General features: G+C 62.0%; 23 protein-coding genes. 11 read left to right on the forward strand and 12 right to left on the reverse strand.

Annotated elements, in window-relative coordinates; genetic code table 11:
• Positions 1-105: 105 nt before the first annotated feature.
• Both L288_RS22870 and L288_RS22875 read right to left on the reverse strand, forming a co-directional pair.
• Positions 106-975: a hypothetical protein gene (locus L288_RS22870; RefSeq protein WP_021236430.1), complete on the reverse strand. Its 870-nt coding sequence runs from the start codon at positions 973-975 to the stop codon at positions 106-108.
• Between the two features lie 10 nt (positions 976-985).
• The gene (locus L288_RS22875; protein WP_021236431.1) at positions 986-1,327 is read right to left on the reverse strand and encodes a hypothetical protein; all 342 of its coding nucleotides are present in this window, start codon (positions 1,325-1,327) and stop codon (positions 986-988) included.
• Between the two features lie 142 nt (positions 1,328-1,469).
• Here L288_RS22875 and L288_RS22880 point away from each other — a divergent pair, with 142 nt between their 5' ends.
• Positions 1,470-2,453: a hypothetical protein gene (locus L288_RS22880; RefSeq protein WP_021236432.1), complete on the forward strand. Its 984-nt coding sequence runs from the start codon at positions 1,470-1,472 to the stop codon at positions 2,451-2,453.
• Between the two features lie 148 nt (positions 2,454-2,601).
• Positions 2,602-2,898: a hypothetical protein gene (locus tag L288_RS43360; protein ID WP_161625634.1), complete on the forward strand. Its 297-nt coding sequence runs from the start codon at positions 2,602-2,604 to the stop codon at positions 2,896-2,898.
• A 415-nt stretch (positions 2,899-3,313) separates the two neighbouring features.
• Here the strand turns inward: L288_RS43360 and L288_RS22890 are convergent, their stop codons facing one another.
• Both L288_RS22890 and L288_RS22895 read right to left on the reverse strand, forming a co-directional pair.
• The gene (locus L288_RS22890) at positions 3,314-3,697 is read right to left on the reverse strand and encodes an ArsR/SmtB family transcription factor (protein WP_021236435.1); all 384 of its coding nucleotides are present in this window, start codon (positions 3,695-3,697) and stop codon (positions 3,314-3,316) included.
• On the reverse strand, positions 3,694-4,317 hold the full coding sequence (locus tag L288_RS22895) for a peroxiredoxin (RefSeq protein ID WP_021236436.1): 624 nt from the start codon (positions 4,315-4,317) through the stop codon (positions 3,694-3,696). The genes L288_RS22890 and L288_RS22895 overlap by 4 nt, the downstream gene beginning before the upstream one ends.
• Before the next feature lie 100 nt (positions 4,318-4,417).
• On the opposite strand from L288_RS22895, the gene L288_RS22900 reads away from it, so the two are divergent.
• The 8 genes from L288_RS22900 (at position 4,418) to L288_RS42215 (ending at position 11,140) form a co-directional block, all read left to right on the forward strand.
• Positions 4,418-5,335 carry an MBL fold metallo-hydrolase gene (locus L288_RS22900; protein WP_021236437.1) on the forward strand — a complete coding sequence of 306 codons (918 nt, stop codon included), beginning with the start codon at positions 4,418-4,420 and terminating at the stop codon, positions 5,333-5,335.
• A complete protein-coding gene (locus L288_RS22905; protein ID WP_021236438.1) occupies positions 5,332-5,772 on the forward strand; it encodes a YeeE/YedE family protein in 441 nt (146 codons plus the stop codon). Before L288_RS22900 ends, L288_RS22905 begins: the two co-directional genes overlap by 4 nt.
• Complete coding sequence (locus tag L288_RS22910; protein WP_021236439.1) at positions 5,772-6,179, forward strand: DUF6691 family protein; 408 nt, start codon at positions 5,772-5,774, stop codon at positions 6,177-6,179. Before L288_RS22905 ends, L288_RS22910 begins: the two co-directional genes overlap by 1 nt.
• Positions 6,180-6,207: 28 nt before the next feature.
• Positions 6,208-7,788, forward strand: a complete 1,581-nt coding sequence (locus tag L288_RS22915; RefSeq protein WP_021236440.1) for a TIGR01244 family sulfur transferase — start codon at positions 6,208-6,210, stop codon at positions 7,786-7,788.
• Positions 7,788-8,573: a sulfite exporter TauE/SafE family protein gene (locus L288_RS22920; RefSeq protein WP_021236441.1), complete on the forward strand. Its 786-nt coding sequence runs from the start codon at positions 7,788-7,790 to the stop codon at positions 8,571-8,573. The genes L288_RS22915 and L288_RS22920 overlap by 1 nt, the downstream gene beginning before the upstream one ends.
• Positions 8,574-8,634: 61 nt before the next feature.
• Positions 8,635-10,035, forward strand: a complete 1,401-nt coding sequence (locus L288_RS22925; RefSeq protein ID WP_031303704.1) for a cytochrome ubiquinol oxidase subunit I — start codon at positions 8,635-8,637, stop codon at positions 10,033-10,035.
• 2 nt (positions 10,036-10,037) lie between these two features.
• The gene (gene cydB, locus L288_RS22930; RefSeq protein ID WP_031303705.1) at positions 10,038-11,036 is read left to right on the forward strand and encodes a cytochrome d ubiquinol oxidase subunit II; all 999 of its coding nucleotides are present in this window, start codon (positions 10,038-10,040) and stop codon (positions 11,034-11,036) included.
• Positions 11,037-11,047: 11 nt separating this feature from the next.
• Entirely contained in the window at positions 11,048-11,140 is a 93-nt protein-coding gene (locus tag L288_RS42215; protein ID WP_236612979.1) for a DUF2474 family protein, read from the forward strand.
• Positions 11,141-11,181: 41 nt separating this feature from the next.
• On the opposite strand, the gene arsH is transcribed toward L288_RS42215, so the two are convergent.
• From arsH to L288_RS22970, 8 genes are all read right to left on the reverse strand, one after another.
• On the reverse strand, positions 11,182-11,922 hold the full coding sequence (arsH, locus tag L288_RS22935; protein ID WP_021236444.1) for an arsenical resistance protein ArsH: 741 nt from the start codon (positions 11,920-11,922) through the stop codon (positions 11,182-11,184).
• Positions 11,923-12,010: 88 nt separating this feature from the next.
• On the reverse strand, positions 12,011-13,072 hold the full coding sequence (arsB, locus tag L288_RS22940) for an ACR3 family arsenite efflux transporter (RefSeq protein ID WP_021236445.1): 1,062 nt from the start codon (positions 13,070-13,072) through the stop codon (positions 12,011-12,013).
• The gene (arsC, locus tag L288_RS22945) at positions 13,069-13,500 is read right to left on the reverse strand and encodes an arsenate reductase (glutaredoxin) (RefSeq protein ID WP_021236446.1); all 432 of its coding nucleotides are present in this window, start codon (positions 13,498-13,500) and stop codon (positions 13,069-13,071) included. Before arsC ends, arsB begins: the two co-directional genes overlap by 4 nt.
• Positions 13,501-13,508: 8 nt before the next feature.
• Entirely contained in the window at positions 13,509-13,841 is a 333-nt protein-coding gene (locus L288_RS22950) for an ArsR/SmtB family transcription factor (protein ID WP_021236447.1), read from the reverse strand.
• Positions 13,842-14,123: 282 nt separating this feature from the next.
• On the reverse strand, positions 14,124-15,140 hold the full coding sequence (locus L288_RS22955; RefSeq protein WP_021236448.1) for a copper resistance protein B: 1,017 nt from the start codon (positions 15,138-15,140) through the stop codon (positions 14,124-14,126).
• Complete coding sequence (locus L288_RS22960) at positions 15,137-16,921, reverse strand: copper resistance system multicopper oxidase (protein ID WP_021236449.1); 1,785 nt, start codon at positions 16,919-16,921, stop codon at positions 15,137-15,139. Before L288_RS22960 ends, L288_RS22955 begins: the two co-directional genes overlap by 4 nt.
• An 86-nt stretch (positions 16,922-17,007) precedes the next feature.
• On the reverse strand, positions 17,008-17,274 hold the full coding sequence (locus L288_RS22965; protein WP_021236450.1) for a hypothetical protein: 267 nt from the start codon (positions 17,272-17,274) through the stop codon (positions 17,008-17,010).
• Between the two features lie 30 nt (positions 17,275-17,304).
• Positions 17,305-17,643, reverse strand: coding sequence for a hypothetical protein (locus tag L288_RS22970; protein WP_021236451.1), 339 nt, complete (start codon positions 17,641-17,643; stop codon positions 17,305-17,307).
• 269 nt (positions 17,644-17,912) lie between these two features.
• Here L288_RS22970 and L288_RS22975 point away from each other — a divergent pair.
• On the forward strand, positions 17,913-18,963 hold a 1,051-nt coding region (locus L288_RS22975; protein ID WP_031303708.1), incomplete at its 3' end, for a P-type ATPase.

Raw genomic sequence — 18,963 nt, forward strand, 5'->3', positions numbered from 1 at the left:
AGCCTGCCGATCCAGGCTCCCCTCTGAGGCAATGCTGGAGCATTGCCTCAGGATTGAGCGGCTGGGCGCTTTCGAGCCGTTGCAGAACTGAAGCTGCCCTGCTTGTCACAGGTTGCCGCTCTCGAGCAGAACGGCAACCTTGCGCAGACCTTCCGGCGTAAAGCCGACTTTCGCGATCGCGTTCATGATCCGCGTGCGCCGGAAATTTTCCGTAAGCGCGGCGTCGGTCGCGTGTTTGAGGAGATCCACGGCGAAGCCGGGCACATCGAAGGGACGATCGTGCCGGTCGAGAACTGGAGGAACCGAACCAAGCACGTCCAATACGGGCTTTTGAACGGCGAACCTGCGCATCCACTCCGCGACATGGATGGCCGCGAGGCCAAATCCACCCGCCGGGTGCGACACAGCGTTCGCCATCGTCTGCCCGGGCTGACGGATATAAGCCTGGAAGCCGGGGCGCAGATGTCCCAACTCGACGACGTCGCTGCCTTCCAGGGTGCCCTCGAACGCGCGCGACTTATCGCGATTGACCTTGACGAAGAGCTTCTCGAACCCTTCAATCTTCGGCGCAAGTCTTTTAATTGCTTCGATCGCGCCAAGCTTGTTGGTTGATACTGGCATGAAAGCGACCGTGCGATAGCCCTCCTCAGCATAGAATGTGCGTAAGGCGGGAAGCAGCTCCACGATCTCGCGCGCGGACGCGAGACTATTCGCGCCGAGATCGAGAATGACGTGTGCGTGCTTGGTCGCAGCGACGATGTCGCGAGCCTTGATCGCAGGAACGCCCCAGCCGACGACCTTGGCATCGTCATCGGCGACACGAGCTGCCTGGTTGCCGGCGTCGCCGTCGAGCATAATAACGGGCTCGCCAGCGAGCTGCAGCAGCGCCTGGATGAGCTGCGCCAGCAACGTCTTGCCCTCCCCGCCGGCGTTGCTGACGATAATGATGAAAAGAAGCGTAGTGAGATTGCTCATGACCGCCTCCTCAAAAGTCGCTGGGGTTGCGGTCATCGACGAAGCGATCCCGCGAACTTTGCGCCAGACCATCATTGGCGACGACGCTGGGCGGCGCTGACGAGGTAGCTACTGACGCGGCAGGGACACCGCTGTTAGGCCAGCCATGCTGATCGAGATAACGCACCGCACTGCGGAAGCTGCTGTAGCCCGCGCCAACCGGATATCCCTTGCGCCGGAGTGTGCGATAGATGGCGTTAAGTGGGTAGCCCTCGACCCGGGCCGCCTGGATGTCTGCCGCGTTCGCCTTGACCGCGGCACGCACGGGGCTGTTGCGCTCCCGCTCGTCCTTAACATCTTCGATAAAGTTCATTGTCATTCTCCTGCTGGCGCCACAACGATGCGGCGCGAATGCTGCGACAGTGCAGCCAAAGCAGTTGTGGGATGATCGACCTAGCGTTGTGCGAAAGTCGGAATATTGATAAAGGACGACTTTTGCAGAGGAACGAAGTGCGGTGAAGAAGAAGAGCGGTCGCCCTCCCCGCAGCCTGTCGGCTTGGCGGGCGCTTCAGGCGCAGGGCGAACTCGAGGCGCGCTTTCCAGAGGTGGCAATGCTGATCGACACTCTTGCTGGTAACGTCGATCCCGATCATGTGAAGATAGCGCTGTCGGGGGCGATCAAGAGTGTTAAAGCCGCGCGTAGCCGTAGCCACGAGGAACTGCCGACCAACGCTTCGATAGAACAGCGCCAACTTCATGCCGCCGCAGAGGTAGAACGGATCGCTCAGGATTGTTGCGTGCTGAAGAAGCTCGCGGCGGCAGTAATGGCGGAACTTGACAGCGCTACGGCGGACTTGGCCCATGCCGAGACCCTGCTCACGAGCATCATGCTGAAGGGCGGCTCGGTGGATGGTTACGAGCGCACTATCGCCAACAAGCTGCGCGCGGCCGGACTGACCGAAAGGCTTGCGCGCGAATCCAACGCCGGTCACGTGCTCCGCATCAAGGAAGCGCTGGATGGCGCGCCTGTAGCCGATACGGCCCAGGCTCACCCCATGCGGCAGAAGGCGGAGGTTGCACTGGCCTGGACCGCCAACAACCCCTGGATTGCGGTGCTGGCGAAGGCTGAGCACTACCGCTTCGATCGGCGACCCATGACGTCGGGCGCGGTAGACGTTACCGCACTGCTACAATGTGGGCTGCCTCCCCATACCGACCTGGCCATGTTCGGCGACCCACATCTGGTCGGCTGCTTCGAGGCGGCTCCCGACGCACTCACAACGGCGCGGACTTGTTGGGAGGTCTGTGCGAAGTGGGTCTACGACAACATCGTCGATGACCTCAGCTCAAGTGGCGTGGCGAATCTGCGCAGGCGAGCTTGGACCTTACTTTTCGGCGTCCAGTATGATTTCGCGCATGAGATAGAAGAGCTTCATCGAGTAAATCTTCCGTCGCCGTGGAAACCGAACGAATATGTGGTCGCGCAGCTGCGTGACTAAGCGACGCATTTCGACACGCCGCCAAGGCGAAATGCGCACTTGCAGCGCGGGCACATTCGCCACCATGGTTTAATCAAGCCTATACCCCAACGCTTAAGTTTGTTGTCACGGCAACGGACGCGCATGTTCAGGCTGGCTCAAAGGCATTTTGCAAAACGCCTTCAAGCAGGCGGGATCTGGTTTGTTCGCAGGTGGTGATGCTCGCTTCGAGTTGGTCGCACACGGCTATCAACTCATCGACCTTGGCGATGATGCGGTGCTGCTCGGCGAGCGGCGGGAGAGGCACCGACAAGGGCTAGATATTGTCGAAGTTCAGGCCGGGCTTTCCGGCTCCATATCCCGCATGGTCAGTTCTGCCCGCCCGCCAGCATCTGCCATCAGGCAGAGCAACAACCATGGCGCAGCCCTGTATGGCATGGCCGGACAAGTCCGACGTGCTGGCTGACATATGCCTCACCGAGATCGATATCCAGCAGCGCAGGGTTGGTCCGAAAGGGCGTCCGGAACGTTCTGATCTGGTCTCGTGCTGCCGGAAGCCGAACACCGAGTCGTGGGACAAAACCGCCGTTCTCGAAAGTGCGTAACGATGGCGGGTTCCGCCGAAACCCGTCATTTGAAAGCCCGCGATGCGAGTTTATGTAGTCCTCCGGTACTCGGCGACGGGCAACCTTCGTGCTGCCCAGACCCTTCTCGGTTATAGCAAGATCCAAACACGGTACGCCGCTCGGAATCGATGTTGAAGACGGCCTTGCTCTTGCTGAGAATACCGAAAATTGACCCGGCGGCTCTTCACTTCACTAGAGGAGCCGCCTTCATTCAATGCTGCCGAACGAAGAATCGCGCTGCTTGGAATACTGTGCTCACACGATACGCGCGAAAGCAGCCACGCCGTGATTTGTCTGCTGCGGCTTAGGAGCGGGGGGGCGTGGCACGGGCGGTATGTCGTTGCCTGGTCCGAACATCGCCTCGATATGACGCACGCAGGAGGCCACCGCCTCGTCGGCAAGCGAATACCAGACCGTCTTGGCTTCTTTCCGGGTCTGCACGAGTTCGGCACGGCGCAACTCGCCGAGCTGTTGGCTCAATGCAGGTTGCACGAGTCCGGTAATGTCAGCGATTTCGCCGACATTGCGTTCCCCTAGCAATAGACAGGACAGGATCATCAGCCGCTGTGGCTGAGCAAAAACCTTGATTTTTTCGGCGACAGCTCCGGCAATGTCTCGATCGGCGAACAACGCCGTCATGGGTGTTTCTCCAGGCGACAGAACCAGTCGGGAGCCTCATCGGCGCAACCGCCCGCCGGCAACAGCAAAGGCTTGCCCTCATCCCACCCCTCGGGCGTCAGCATATCTGCGCCATCGACGCGCTGAAGCGCGCGAAGCAGGCGTAGCATTTCATCAACGGACCGGCCGACATTATGCGGGTAACTGGTCGTCGCGCGGACGATGCCGTCCGGATCGATGAAGAAAGTTGTGCGCATCGTCATGCTGTCCGCGGCGGCCTCGTCGATCATGCCATACGCCCGGCCGATCACCATGCTGGGATCCTCGATGATGGGAAATCCGATCTCGACCTCGAACAGTTCCCTCAGTGCTCGTACCCAGGCGAGGTGGGAATAGAGACTGTCCACCGACAGGCCGACGAGCTGGCATCCCAAAGCGTTGAACGCCGACTGACGCCGGGCCAACTCTGCAAATTCGGTGCTGCAAACCGGCGTGAAGTCTGCCGGATGGGAGAAGAAGATCACCCATTGCCCCCGCAAACTTGAAAGCCGGAAATCGCCGGTCGTTGACCGCGCCTGAAAATCGGGCGCCAGATCGCCGATCCGCAACGGCCTGACTGTGCTGTTCATCTCATTTTCCATCAGACATCCCTGCAATCGACACGCCTACATGGCAAGTGCTTGACGGTTGCAAAATATATAAATACATTATGTGTGTAAATATGAAGTTATGGAGATTCGCATGTTCGATCCCGCTCTTGCCCATGCCGCCGCGCAAGTCGCCTCCGCGCAGCAGGGCGTGCCGGTCATCAAGGCGTTCTTCGATGCACCGACCTTCACCGTGACCTATGTGGTCCACGACCCGGAGACCCGTCGCGCTGCCATTCTGGACAGTGTCCTCACGTACGATCCGGCATCCGGTCGGACTGCCTTCGAATCGGCCGATCCTGTCCTCGCCTATGTCGAACAGGCCGGGCTGACCGTGGACTGGCATCTGGAAACCCACGCCCATGCCGATCATCTGTCGGCGGCGCCCTATCTTCAGCAGAAGCTGGGTGGGAAGATCGCGATCGGCGCGCATATCTGCGAGGTGCAGCAGACGTTTGGCGCGCTCTTCAACGCAGGCGCCGAATTCGCCCGTGACGGGTCCGATTTCGACCATCTATGGGCTGATGGAGATACGTTTGCCATTGGCAACCTCGCCGTTACCGTGCTGCACGTTCCGGGCCACACGCCGGCTTGCGTCGCCTATGTCATCGGCGACGCGGTCTTTGTCGGCGATACCATGTTCATGCCTGACTACGGCACTGCCCGCGCGGATTTTCCCGGCGGAGACGCCCGAACGCTGTTCCGATCCTTGCGACGTATCCTGGAACTGCCGCCTGAGACGCGGTTGTTCATGTGTCACGATTATCTGCCGGAGGGACGCGACCATTACGTATGGGAGACGACTGTCGCCGAGCAGCGTCGCGCCAATGTGCATGCTCACGACGGCGTGACCGAGGATGAATTCGTTGCCATGCGTGAGGGGCGAGACCGCACGCTGGCGATGCCGCGCCTCATTCTGCCGTCCGTCCAGGTCAACATGCGGGCGGGCCACCTGCCTGCTCCCGATAACAATGGCGTAGTCTATCTCAAGATTCCGGTGAATCAGCTATGATCGCTGACCTGTTCCCCCACGCGCAACCAGGTGCGGGGCTAATCGGGGGGGTGATGATCGGCTTGGCTGCCGCGATCATGCTGCTGGGCCTTGGTCGCATCGCCGGCGTCAGCGGGCTGGCGGCGCGGGCTACCGGTATTGCCGGTAGCGGCGCGCCGCATGGCATTGCCATCGCTTTCATTTTGGGCCTGCCGCTAGGGGCGTGCATCGTTGCCAGCGTAACGGACTGGAAGCCTGCCACGTATTCTGCACCGCTTATGCTGGTAGCGGCGGGTCTGATCGTGGGCTTCGGAACACGACTGGGATCAGGATGTACCAGCGGGCATGGCGTCTGCGGTCTGTCGCGCCTCTCCTGGCGTTCTGTTGTGGCTACGGGCCTGTTCATGGCGAGTGGTTTTGCGACCGTGGCCGTGATGCGCATTGCGGGAGCGCTGTGATGCGCATCATTCTGGCCTTGCTGTCAGGGACGCTGTTCGGTGCAGGGCTAGTCATATCCGGAATGGCCGATCCCGGGCGCGTTCGCGCCTTCCTCGACCTGTTTGGCCGTTGGGATCCTACGCTCGCCTTCGTCATGGGCGGAGCGATCGTGCCGATGGCGATCGCTTGGACTGTCCAGCGGCGGCTTGAAAGCCCGCTGGGGGACAAGGCGTTCAGCCTCCCGGAAACGCGTGGGATAGACACCAGACTGGCCGTAGGCGCGATACTGTTTGGCATCGGGTGGGGCTTAGGTGGCCTGTGTCCAGGACCCGCCATCGCCAGCCTCAGCCTGTCACCGGTTGCGGTCGCGCCGTTCGTGCTCGCCATGTTCGCGGGCATGGGCTTGCATCGTCTCTTCACCCGATAATCCGGCGCTGCCGACAAGGAGCTGCTTCATGAACTTCAAGCTACTGACATGCCGGCTGTCCGTTTCGCCCCAACTCGGGCCTCAGGATATCGCGGCAGTCGCGGCCGCTGGTTTTCGCGCCATCGTGTGCAACCGGCCCGATGGCGAAGGTGCCGATCAGCCGGATGCCGCCGAAATCCAGGCGGCGGCCGCTTCTGCGGGCTTAGGCTTCGCCTATGTGCCTGCCGTCGCGGGGGCACTCACCGATGCGGACGCGGCCGCCATGCGTGCGGCGCTGGGGGCGCTGCCGGGGCCAGTGCTGGCCTATTGCCGGTCTGGCGCGCGGGCCGAACAGCTGGCCCGGATGGCGGGCGCTCTAGATGAGGCAGCCAACAATTTCGACATCCTCATCATCGGCGGTGGCAGCGCCGGTTTAGCCACAGCGGCGAGTATATTGCGGCGGCGGCGAAACGTCCGCCTTGCCATCGTCGAGCCTGCCGAAGCGCATTATTACCAGCCTGGCTGGACGATGGTTGGTGCAGGTATTTTCGACAGCGACTTTACTCGGCGCGACGAGGCGGCTGTGATGCCCAAGGGCGCGCATTGGATCAAGGCATCCGCAGAGCATTTCCACCCGGAAGACAAGCAGGTCACACTGAGCGACGGCCGCAGGGTCGGCTATGCCGTGCTCGTCGTCTGCCCAGGTATCAAACTTGACTGGAAAGCTATTCCCGGTGTCGCGGAAGCCGTTGGCCACTACGGCGTGACTTCGAACTATCGCTACGACTTGGCCCCATATACCAATCGCCTCGTCAAGCAGTTCGCAGGCGGGCGGGCGCTCTTCACCCAACCGGTCATGCCGATCAAATGCGCGGGCGCACCGCAAAAGGCGATGTACCTGTCCTGCCATCGCTGGGAGAAAGCGGGGGTGTTGCCGCGAAGCGATGTGCAGTTTCATACTGCCGGGGCCGTTCTGTTTGGCGTTCCCGCTTATGTTCCTGCCCTGATGGACTATGTCGACCGCTACGGCATCAATCTCAACTTCGGGTCGAAGCTGGTCGAAATTGACGGGCCTGGGCGCACCGCCATTTTCGAGCAGGCTACCGGCGACGGCGTTAAGCGCGTGGCCGAGCGGTTTGACATGATTCATGTCGTGCCGCCGCAAGTCGCGCCTGATTTTATTCGCACCAGTCCGCTTGCGGCTGCTTCCGGTTTTGTTGAGGTGGATGAAACAACGCTTCGGCATCCACGCTACCCAAATATCTTTGCGCTGGGCGATGCCTGCTCCGCATCCAATGCCAAGACCGCTGCCGCCGCACGCAAGCAAGCGCCTGTTGTCGCCGTCAATGCACTCGCCGCCCTTGACGGCGGCGCGCCGGTTGCTGGCTATGACGGCTATGGCAGTTGTCCGCTGACAGTCCAAGGCGGCAAGATCGTGCTCGCTGAGTTCGGCTATGGGGGGAAGCTGCTTCCCAGCTTTCCAAACTGGCTGATCGACGGCACCCGTCCATCGCGTCTGTCCTGGCTGCTCAAGGACACGATACTGCCGCCTGTCTACTGGCACGGCATGCTCAAGGGGCGTGAATGGATGGTGAAGCCGGAACCGATCGACCGGAGCGAGCAGGCATAATGGACCCGCTGCACTACGCGTTGGGCGCAGCGTCCGGGAGCCTTGTCGGCTTCGTGCTGGGTCTGGTTGGCGGTGGCGGTTCGATCCTGGCCGTGCCGTTGATGGTCTATCTGGTGGGTGTTCCCAATGCCCATGTCGCGATCGGCACCAGCGCGCTGGCGGTCGCAGCCAACGCAGCGGCCGGCCTTGTCAGCCATGCCCGCGCGCATCACGTCAAATGGCGCTGCGGCGGCATCTACGCTGCCGCCGGCATCGTCGGAGCGCTCGCAGGATCAACCTTCGGCAAGATGGTCGATGGTGACAAGCTGCTGTTCCTGTTCGCACTGGTCATGCTGCTGGTTGGCGTGCTGATGCTGCGCGGACGGGGTAACCCCGGCAATCCCGGCGCCGAATGCAACCGGGAGAAGGCGCCCAAGGTCGTTGCTTACGGTCTGGGTTCGGGCGCATTTTCCGGCTTTTTCGGCATCGGCGGCGGGTTTCTGATCGTACCGGGACTGGTCGCGTCGACGGGGATGCCCATGCTGATGGCTGTCGGCACTTCATTGGTCGCCGTGACTGCTTTTGGCCTGACGACCGCTGCGAACTATGCCTTTTCCGGTCTCGTCGACTGGCCGCTTGCGACGGTCTTCGTAGCTGGCGGTGTCGCGGGCAGCGTTGGCGGAACGAGGCTCGCCGAACGCCTCGGCGGCGAGACGGGCCGCCTCACCCTGCTCTTTGCCGCCCTGATCTTCGTTGTCGCGCTCTACATGCTGTGGCGCAGCGCCGCAGCGTTCCTGCCGATATGACCATCTAACCTATCCCGCCTGCCACGCCCGTCTGATAAAAGGCGGGTGAAAGGACATGACCATGTTCGCTTCCGTTGACGCCCTGCTTCTGGCCCGCGCGCAATTCGCCTTTACTGTCAGTTTCCACTTCCTGTTCCCGGCCTTTTCGATCGGGCTTGCCAGCTACCTCATGGTGCTGGAGGGTCTGTGGCTGAAAACAGGCAAGGGCGTGTACGCCAACCTCTTTCGCTACTGGCTCAAGATATTCGCCGTGGTGTTCGCCATGGGCGTCGTCTCGGGTATCGTCATGTCCTATCAGTTCGGCACCAACTGGTCGGTCTTTTCGGACAAGGCCGGCCCCGTTATCGGCCCGTTAATGGCCTATGAGGTTCTGACCGCCTTCTTCCTGGAGGCCGGGTTTCTGGGCGTCATGCTGTTCGGCATCAACAAGGTTGGGCGCAAGCTGCACTTCACTGCTACTTGCGCCGTGGCAATCGGCACTTTCATCTCCGCCTTCTGGATCCTGTCGGTTAACAGCTGGATGCAGACGCCCACGGGTTATGAGATCGGCGCGAACGGCCAGTTCCTACCTGGGCCGAGCTGGGCCGCGATCATTTTCAACCCAAGCTTCCCCTATCGCCTGGTCCATACCGTGCTTGCCGCCTATCTCACCACTGCCTTCGCCGTGGGTGGCGTCGGCGCGTGGCACCTGTTGAAGGATCGCGCCAATCCCGGCGCGCGCACAATGTTCTCGATGGCGATGTGGATGGCCGCGATTGTCGCACCGATCCAGATATTCGCCGGCGATATGCACGGGCTGAACACGCTGGAGCATCAGCCGGTCAAGGTCATGGCGATGGAAGGGCATTATGACAGCCATCCCGACGGCGCACCGCTGATCTTGTTCGGCATCCCGAACAGCAAGGAGAAGCGGATCGACCATGCCATCTCCATTCCCAAGGCATCCTCTCTCATCCTCAAGCATGAACTGAACGCGCCGCTCCGGGGTCTGGACAGCGTTCCTGACGCGGACGAGCCGCCGGTTGGCATCGTCTTCTGGGCCTTTCGCGTGATGGTGGGGCTGGGCTTTGCCATGCTGGGCCTTGGCGCGTGGAGCCTGCTGGCGCGGATGCGCGGCCGGTTGCACGACTGGACCTGGCTGCACCGTTCGGCGCTCCTCATGGGGCCGTCTGGCTTCGTGGCGGTGCTGGCAGGATGGATCGTGACGGAAGTGGGGCGGCAGCCTTTTACCGTTTATGGCCTGCTCCGCACCAGCCACAGTGCATCGCCGCTGGACGCCCCCGCCGTAGCCAGTTCGCTGCTGGCCTTCGTCATCGTCTATTTCAGCGTCTTCGGCATGGGCATCTGGTATCTGCTGCACCTGATGCAGAAGCCGCCTCAAGCGCATGAAAGCGCGCTCGACGGCGCGCCTATCCGTACTGCCGGCATAACCCCTGCGCCCGCCATCGAAGGAGGAGAATGACGATGCTCGACCTTACCGTCGTTTGGGCCGCCATCATCGGCTTCGCCATCATCGCCTATGTCGTAATGGACGGGTTCGACCTTGGCATCGGTATCCTCTTTCCGCTGTTCAAGGTGGGCAAAGACCGCGACACTGCGATGAACAGCATCGCGCCGGTCTGGGACGGCAACGAAACCTGGCTGGTGCTGGGAGGCGGTGGCCTACTCGCTGCATTCCCACTGGCCTATGCGATCATCCTGCCGGCCCTCTATGCGCCGCTCATAGCGATGCTGCTGGGCCTGGTACTGCGCGGCGTGGCGTTCGAATTCCGCTGGCGCGATCCTGCACACCGGGCCTTGTGGGACATCGCCTTCACCGGCGGCTCGGCTGTGGCGACCTTCGCGCAGGGTATTGCGCTCGGCGCGCTGCTTCAGGGTATCAGCGTTTCGGGACGGGCCTATTCCGGGGGATGGTGGGAATGGCTCTCTCCCTTTTCCCTGCTGACCGGCTTTGGCCTGGTGATCGGATACGCACTGCTTGGCGCGTGCTGGCTGAACTGGAAGACCGAAGGAGGCTTGCAGAGGCAGGTCGTGACTTACGCCGGGCGACTGGGCATTGCGCTACTAATCGTGATCGTCGCCGTCAGCCTTGCCACGCTGACGCTGGAAAACAGCTATCAAAGTCGCTGGCTATCATTCCCCGGCGTGCTTGCGACTGCGCAGGTGCCGCTGGCGACGCTGATCGTCACTGCCCTGTTCTACCGGAGCCTGTCGCGCCGTAAGGATGCGCAGCCCTTCTTCTGGGCGCTGTCCCTGTTCGGGCTGTGCATCGTCGGCCTTGGCATCTCGATCTGGCCCGATGTCATCCCCGCGCGAGTCACGATCTGGGAAGCGGCGGCGCCCTATCGCAGCCAGCTGTTCATGCTGGTCGGCGGGGGCGTGCTGGTACCCGTAATCCTCGCTTATACAGCGTGGGCCTATTGGGTATTCAGGGGCAAGGTCAGCGGTGAGGGGTATCACTGATGCGCAGCACTATGACGCGTATCGGTTGGTTCGTAGGCATATGGGGAGCGAGCGTCTTGTCGCTCGGCATCCTCTCATTACTGCTGCGCGCATGGTTGAAGTGACGATGCGAAGATGCTGCGCCAGCCAGCTGGTCGCCTGGCCGTCATGCGACAGCTTGTGAGGCCAGATCGGTTGCGGCGTCCCGCTTCGCCTGTGCTGCCTTCCGCTCGGAATAACGATTGACCAGTTGCCCGGTGTGGGACCGGGTGAGGACCGTGAACCGGACCAGCTCTTCCATCACGTCGACGATCCGATCATAATAGCTCGACGGTCGCATGCGACCGCTCTCGTCGAACTCCTTGAACGCCATCGCCACACTCGACTGATTGGGGATGGTGATCATGCGCATCCAGCGGCCGAGCAGGCGCAATGTGTTCACGGCATTGAATGACTGCGAACCACCTGAAACTTGCATGACTGCGAGGGTGCGACCCTGGGTCGGGCGCATGCCGCCGAACTCCAGCGGCAGATGGTCGATCTGTGCCTTCATTATACTGGTGATCTGGCCGTGCCGCTCGGGACTGCACCAGACCATGCCCTCGGACCATAGCGCGTGCTGGCGAAGCTCATGCACAGCGGGATGATCGTCTCCCGTCACCTGATCCGGTAACGGCAGGTCGCTGGGATCGAATATCCGCACCTCGGCGCCGAACAGGATCAGGAGGCGTGCGGCTTCCTCGACCGCGAGCCGGCTGAACGACCGCTCGCGAAGCGACCCGTAGAGCAGGAGGATACGCGGCGGCGGCTGATCGTCGCCCATGCCAACGCCAGGGCGGTCAATCACCATGCCGCGATCGAGAGCAGGCACATCGTCGGGGTCGCACAGCCTTCGGAGACGGGTCATCCAAAATCCTTGACGAGATAGCCTACGGCTCTCGGGGCGAGACACAGGACATCATCTGCTTGGGACGCTTCCGAAAAATCGTTCTGGGTCATGCCGTGGCTCCCCCTTCGTACCAGGGTCGGGTCCGCTTCACGAGTCCGACCACGGACAGCATCACCGGCACCTCGACCAGCACGCCGACAACCGTCGCCAGCGCCGCGCCCGAGTTGAGGCCGAACAGACTGATCGCAGCGGCAACCGCCAGCTCGAAGAAGTTGGAGGCGCCGATCAACGCTGCGGGTGCGGCCACACACCATGCGACGCCGAGCCGGCGGCTCAGCCAATAGGCGAGCCCGGCGTTGAAATAGACCTGGATCAGGATCGGCACCGCGATCAGCGCGATGACGAGCGGATGGGCTATGATGGCCTCTCCCTGAAACCCGAACAACAGCACCAGCGTGCTTAGCAGCGCCAACAGCGATACTGGCCCAAGTCGGGTCAGCAGCCGGTCTAGCGGCACCTGGCCGCCCGATTCGATCACAATGCGTCGCACGATCTGCGCGACGATAACGGGCACGACGATGTACAGCATGACCGAGATCAGCAGCGTGTCCCACGGCACCGTGATCGACGCGACCCCGAGCAGCAGGCCGACCAAGGGCGCGAACGCGAACAGCATGATCACGTCGTTCAGCGCGACCTGGCTCAGCGTGTAGGTGGGCTCGCCCTCGCACAGGTTGGACCAGACGAACACCATCGCCGTGCAGGGCGCGGCGGCGAGCAGGATCAGGCCCGCGATATAGGAGCTGACCTCATCCACAGGGAGCAGCGGACGAAACAGCCAGCCCAGGAACAGCGTACCCAGCAGCGCCATCGAGAACGGCTTCACCGCCCAGTTGATGAACAGGGTGACGCCCACGCCCTTCCAGTGTTGGCGGACCGAGCCGAGCGCACCGAGATCGATCTTGAGCAGCATCGGAATGATCATCAGCCAGATGAGCACCGCCACCACGAGGTTGACGCGCGCGACTTCTGCCGACGCGATCGCGGAAAACAACCCCGGCAGCGCATAGCCAAGCACGATCCCGACCACGATGCAGAGTGCGACCCAGAGGCTGAGATAGCGTTCGAACGTGCTGATCACCGGCCTGGCTGGCGCAGAGACTGTCATGCCCCGATCCTGTCGCCCGCGTCGTCGACGACCTTCTCGCCATCTTCCTTGGTGAACGCCCCGCGCTGCCGTGCAGGCAGCAGGTCGAGAACCTCCTCCGACGGTCGACACAGCTTCACGCCGAGCGGCGATACGACGATCGGGCGGTTGATGAGGATCGGGTGCTCGATCATCGCATCGATGAGTTGGTCATCCGTGAGCGCGGGGTCGCCAAGACCAAGCTCGGCATAGGGCGCGCCCTTCTCGCGCAGCAGAGTGCGCGAAGTGATCCCCATGCGGCCGATCAGCGATACGAGCCGCGAGCGGTTCGGCGGTGTCTTTAGATACTCGATGACATGCGGTTCGATGCCGGCGTTCTGGATCATCGCAAGTGTGTCGCGCGACGTGCCGCACTCGGGGTTGTGATAGATGATGATATCGACGGTCATGGCAGCCTTCAGCAGCAGGGGTTGAGCTCGGCAATCAGCGGCTCGCAAAGCTCCGCCTTCCCGCCGCAGCAGTCGTTTACGAGAAACAGGGTGAGCGCCCTCAACTGATCAAGATTGGCGCGGTAGTTGATGACGCGGCTGCGCCGCTCCGAGCGGACCAAGCCAGCGCGGGCGAGGGTCGCGAGATGCACAGACATGGTGTTTTGCGGCACGTCGAGAGCTTTGGCGACTTCGCCGGCGGCCAGGCCTTCAGGTTCGTGGCGGACCAGAAGGCGGAATGCGTCGAGACGCGTGCCCTGCGCGAGCGCGCCGAGGGCAGATATTGCTGAGTCGCTTTCCATACATCCGGTATAATAGATATATGGATTTAAATCAAGGCTTGTCTGATTTTATCAAATGCCGACATTGCGCGATCCGTCGCGAACGACCTGCTTTGGTCGCGTGCTGCCGGTAGCCGAACGCCGTGTCGTGGGACTTACCTGCCGTTGGAAATCGGAGCAACGAACGACCGCTTTTCGCATAAGCGGACGTCTCACGTTCGTTGATGCCTTTGCTTCGAGTCGGTAGGCAAAATCCAGACTGGCCAGCATCAGCGACGCGTGCCAGCCTGGAAACAGTCGTCCTCAGAACCAGGATCGGATTCCGATCAGGAAATTCCATCCTCCTGCCTTCTCGTCCCGTGCACGCCGAAAATCTGCCGTGTCGCCAAAAGCGCGCTCATATCGGACGCCGACATAGGGCGCGAACTCGGGTACGAACTGGTAGCGCAGCCGTAGTCCCAGTTCGGCGGTGGAGAGGCCGGAGCCTATGCCAAGCTCAGGAACATCCTGCGCCGAAAAGTTGAGCTCAGCCGCAGGTTGAAGGATCAGCTTCTGGGTCAGACGCTGATCATATTCCGCTTCGATCCGCGCGGTGAAATCGCCTTTGTCCGACAGGAACAACGCCCCACCCATTTCGAACCAATAAGGGGCAAGGCCCTGGACGCCGACAACGGCGTAAGTCCGATCGGGCCCCGCGCCAAAATCCTGACGAATACCGGCCTGAAGATTCCACCACGGGTCGAGCGCACGGCTCCAGAGCGCCTGAACCTCGGCGCGTTCCGGACTCTCGCCAAAGCTGCTTTCTCCTTCGGTCTTGAACCACAGCCGGTCGATATCGCCACCGTACCAACCCTGGGCCTCCCACGCATAACCGTCCTTGCCCTTGCCCATGACCGCTTCCAGCTGATCGATCAGGATCATACCGCTTTTGATATCGCCATGCTCCTTGCGGACGGTTTCGCGTGCCGGGGCCATTGCTTGCGCGCCGAAAATGGCATCGGCAGCGTGATCGGGACCACGCAATGCCGCCGCTGACGGCGGCGCCACCGGCGGATCGGGAATGCCGGGTTCATGCCCAGCATGAGCCCGGTGCGCGTCCGTTGCGGAAGTGGAAGGCATCTGATGACCGGCGTGTGGATCCGATGGACCGGATGGAGACTGCGGCATATCGTGCCCGGCATGGGGGTCGTCAGCTTCTTCGTCCATCTGATGCCCCGCATGCGGATCGGCCGTCACCAGCTGTTCGGCGGCGGCATGGTTATGCTGCCCCAGCGCGGGCGTTGCGGCGGCCGCGAGAAGCAGGCTGAGGAGATACTTCATGCCGCATCTCCCTCCAGCGGACGGATGGTGACGACACGGAACATTCCGGCGTGCATGTGAAGCAGCAGATGGCAGTGAAAAGCCCAGTCGCCGGGTGCGTCTGCCGTCAGGTCTAAGCTGACCTTGCCGCCCGGCAACACATTGACCGTGTGCTTGCGGGGATAGCTGCCGGTATGGCCGTTCACCACCTCGAAGAAATGACCATGCAGATGAATCGGGTGGGTCATCATCGTATCGTTGATGAGCACGACGCGAGCGCGTTCGTTACGTTCGAAGCGGATCGGCTCGACCCCTTCGCTGAATTTCTCGCCATCGAACGACCACATGAAGCGCTCCATGTTGCCGGTGAGGTGGACCTCGATCGTGCGTTGCGGCGGGCGCGTGTCAGGGTTTGGGGTAAGCGACATAAGGTCACGGTAGGTCAGCACCTTGTGCCCGACATCTTCCAGCCCGACGCCCGGATCGCCGGTACGATCGACTGGTGACATGGCGATGGCATCCACGCCAACACCGACCTTGACGCTGTCGGGGACCAAAGACTTGTCGCGCATGTTCATGCTGCCCATCGAATGGGAGCCGCCATGATCCATCCCGGCCATTGCGCCATGGTCCATTCCAGCCATTGAACTATGATCCATGCTGCCCATGCCCATGTCCCTCATGGTGAGTGTCGGACGTGGGCGAAGCGGTGGAACGGGCGCGGTCATCCCCATGCGCGGCGCGAGCGTGGCGCGCGCCATGCCGGAACGATCGATCGATTCCGCGACGAGCGTGAACGCCTTGTCCTCGGTTGGCTGGATAATGACGTCATAGGTCTCGGCATTGCCGATCTGGAATTCGTCCACGGTCACCGGACGGACATTCAGCCCATCAGCGCTGACCACGGTCATGGGCAGACCCGGAATGCGGATATTGAAGATCGTCATGGTAGCAGCATTAATGAAGCGCAGCCGCACCCGCTCGCCGGAGCGAAAGAGGCCGGTCCAGTTTTCCTGCGGCCCGTGACCATTGACGAGATAAGTATAGGTGGCAGCCGTCACGTCCGCGATGTCCGTGGGGTCCATCCGCATCTTTCCCCACATGGCGCGGTCGGAAGCGGACATGCTCTCCTCGGGACCACCACGCAGCATGCCGAACAGCGTCTGCCTCTGGCGGTTGAAATAGCCGCCTTCCGATTTGAGCTTGGTGACGAGCTGGTGCGGATGCAGGAAGGTCCAGTCGCTGAGCACGATCACATGCTCGCGATCATAGGCGACCGGATCGGGCTCGGCGGGATCGATCACGATCGGCCCGTAATGGCCCTGCTGCTCCTGGAGTCCGGAGTGGCTGTGATACCAGTAGGTGCCGCTTTGCAGCAGCGGAAATTCGTAAACGAAGGTAGTGTGCGGCTTGATACCAGGGAAGCTGACGCCGGGAACGCCGTCCATCTGAAATGGTACGATCAGCCCATGCCAGTGGATCGAGCTATCCTCATCCAGCGTATTTTCGACATGGAGGCGCACATTCTGCCCCTCGCGCAGCCGGATCAGCGGCGCGGGCAATACGCCGTTCATCGTGACGGCATGGCCGGTGCGGCCGCCAACCGTAAAGGGGGTGTTCGCGATTTTAAGGTGGATATTCTCGCCCGAAAGCGTGGGCATCTGCGGCGCCAGCCCCGGCGAGCCGGCCAGACCTGCCGAACCCGATTGGGCCCAGGCAGGGAACAGGCCGGAAAAGCCCAGTCCGGCGGCGCCGACCGCGCCGGCACGCAGCAGGGATCGCCGATCGATCGTCTGTGTCATGATATTGTCCTCGGCTCCATCGGGGGAGCCCGCTATGTGCTGAATGGGCCGGGAGACGGGAAAGCCGCCTCCCGGTTTGCGTTCGATCAGTGCTGACTCATGCCATGTCCGGCATGCGGATCGGCGGCAGGCGCCTCCGCCTTGCCCTCGGCCTTCATTTTCTCGCAGCAGGCCATCTTGCCATCAGCCCCCTTGTCGCAGCAGCCGCTGGACATATCGTGACCTTCATGCCCGTCATGGCCGGTCTTTTCGCCCTGGCTGGTGGGTGGGGTGCGCACATCGGCCGGTGCGGCGCTCTGGGCGAAGGCTGGCATGGCGATCATCATCGTGATCGCAGCAATTATCAACTTCATGACTAATCTCCGGAAGAAATTGGATGAACCTCAATTCCCCGGAATCATGCGCGGCGGCGGCGTGTCTCTCTCAAGCGTGATCGCGATGAGATGTTTCTGTCCCGCAACAGAATATAAGGCCTTTGTTGGCCGATCCAACTGCTCGATGAGGGGAGGCATTGCCGGGAACGCCGCGCAGGCAACGGCGCAGTGCAGGCCGGGTTCGGGTGATTTACGATGGGAGGGAGATTCACTCCCGGCGCAATGCCCCGCGACCGAAGCCATCTCCATCGCACCCTGATGCGGCATAGCCGTTGCAGTGCCGCTCGCCATCGATACGGACGAGACGAGCATGGCAAGCGCAATCAGGAGCGACGAAAGCAACTTCATCGCAATCCTGTTGGGTGGTGGGGCCTGTTGGGCGGTTGGGCCATGGGTGACAACGATTCGAATCCTTTTCGAACCCTTCATGCACCTTGACACAATGATAAGGTCAAGTGCCTATTGACTCTGACATGGTGTCAAACTCCATCTTGCCCTGCGATAGAAGGAGACGGTTGATGGCCGAGTCGAAACATGGCGTTCATTCCGGTGTCCACAGTTGTTGTGGTGACCATGGCAAGCATTCCGCCGGACTGGTGGTCGACCCGGTTTGCGGCATGACGGTCGATCCCGAAAAAACCGCGCATCACGCGACCTATGCTGGCCACGACTATCATTTTTGCAGCGCCGGCTGCCGCGAGAAGTTCATTGCGGACCCGGAAGCGCATCTGAACAAGTCCGCCGTCGAACCCGTCGATGCGCCGCCGGGGACGATGTGGACCTGCCCGATGCATCCGGAGATCCGGCAGGGCCATCCCGGCGCCTGCCCGATCTGCGGCATGGGGCTTGAGCCGGAAATGGTCAGCGCCGATACCGGACCCAGCGCCGAGCTGCTCGACATGACACGGCGTTTCTGGATTGGCCTTGCGCTGGCCCTCCCGGTCTTCATCCTCGAAATGGGCGGGCACCTTTTCCCCGCGCTGCATCATCTCGTGCCCATGAAGCTGTCGATCTGGATCCAGTTCGCGCTGGCGACGCCGGTCGTGCTGTGGGCGGCCTGGCCCTTTTTCGAGCGCGGCTGGGCTTCGCTGAAGACGCGCAATCTCAACATGTTCACGCTGATCGCGATGGGGACCGGCGTCGCATGGGCCTATAGCGTCGTCGCGACGCTGGCGCCCGGTATCTTCCCGGACGCCTTCCGCGCCGCTGACGGGACCGTCGCGGTCTATTTCGAGGCGGCCGCCGTCATTACCGTGCTGGTGCTGCTGGGGCAGGTGCTGGAACTGCGCGCGCGCGAACGCACATCGGGCGCGATCAAGGCATTGCTCAACCTTGCCCCGAAAACCGCTCGGCGCATCGCCGAGGACGGCAGCGAGGCGGAAATCCCGCTGGAGGATGTGGCGGTGGGGGATCGGCTGCGGGTGCGGCCGGGCGAAAAGGTGCCGGTTGACGGCGTGGTCGAGGAAGGGCGTTCGGCGCTCGATGAATCGATGGTCACGGGCGAATCCATGCCCGTCACCAAGTCGGATGGCGACAGCGTGATCGGCGGCACGATGAACCAGAGCGGCGCCCTGGTCATTCGCGCCGACAAGGTCGGGCGCGATACCATGCTGTCGCGCATCGTCCAGATGGTCGCCGAGGCGCAGCGCTCGCGCGCGCCGATCCAGC

This window comes from Sphingobium quisquiliarum P25 (assembly GCF_000445065.1).
Lineage (GTDB): Bacteria > Pseudomonadota > Alphaproteobacteria > Sphingomonadales > Sphingomonadaceae > Sphingobium > Sphingobium quisquiliarum.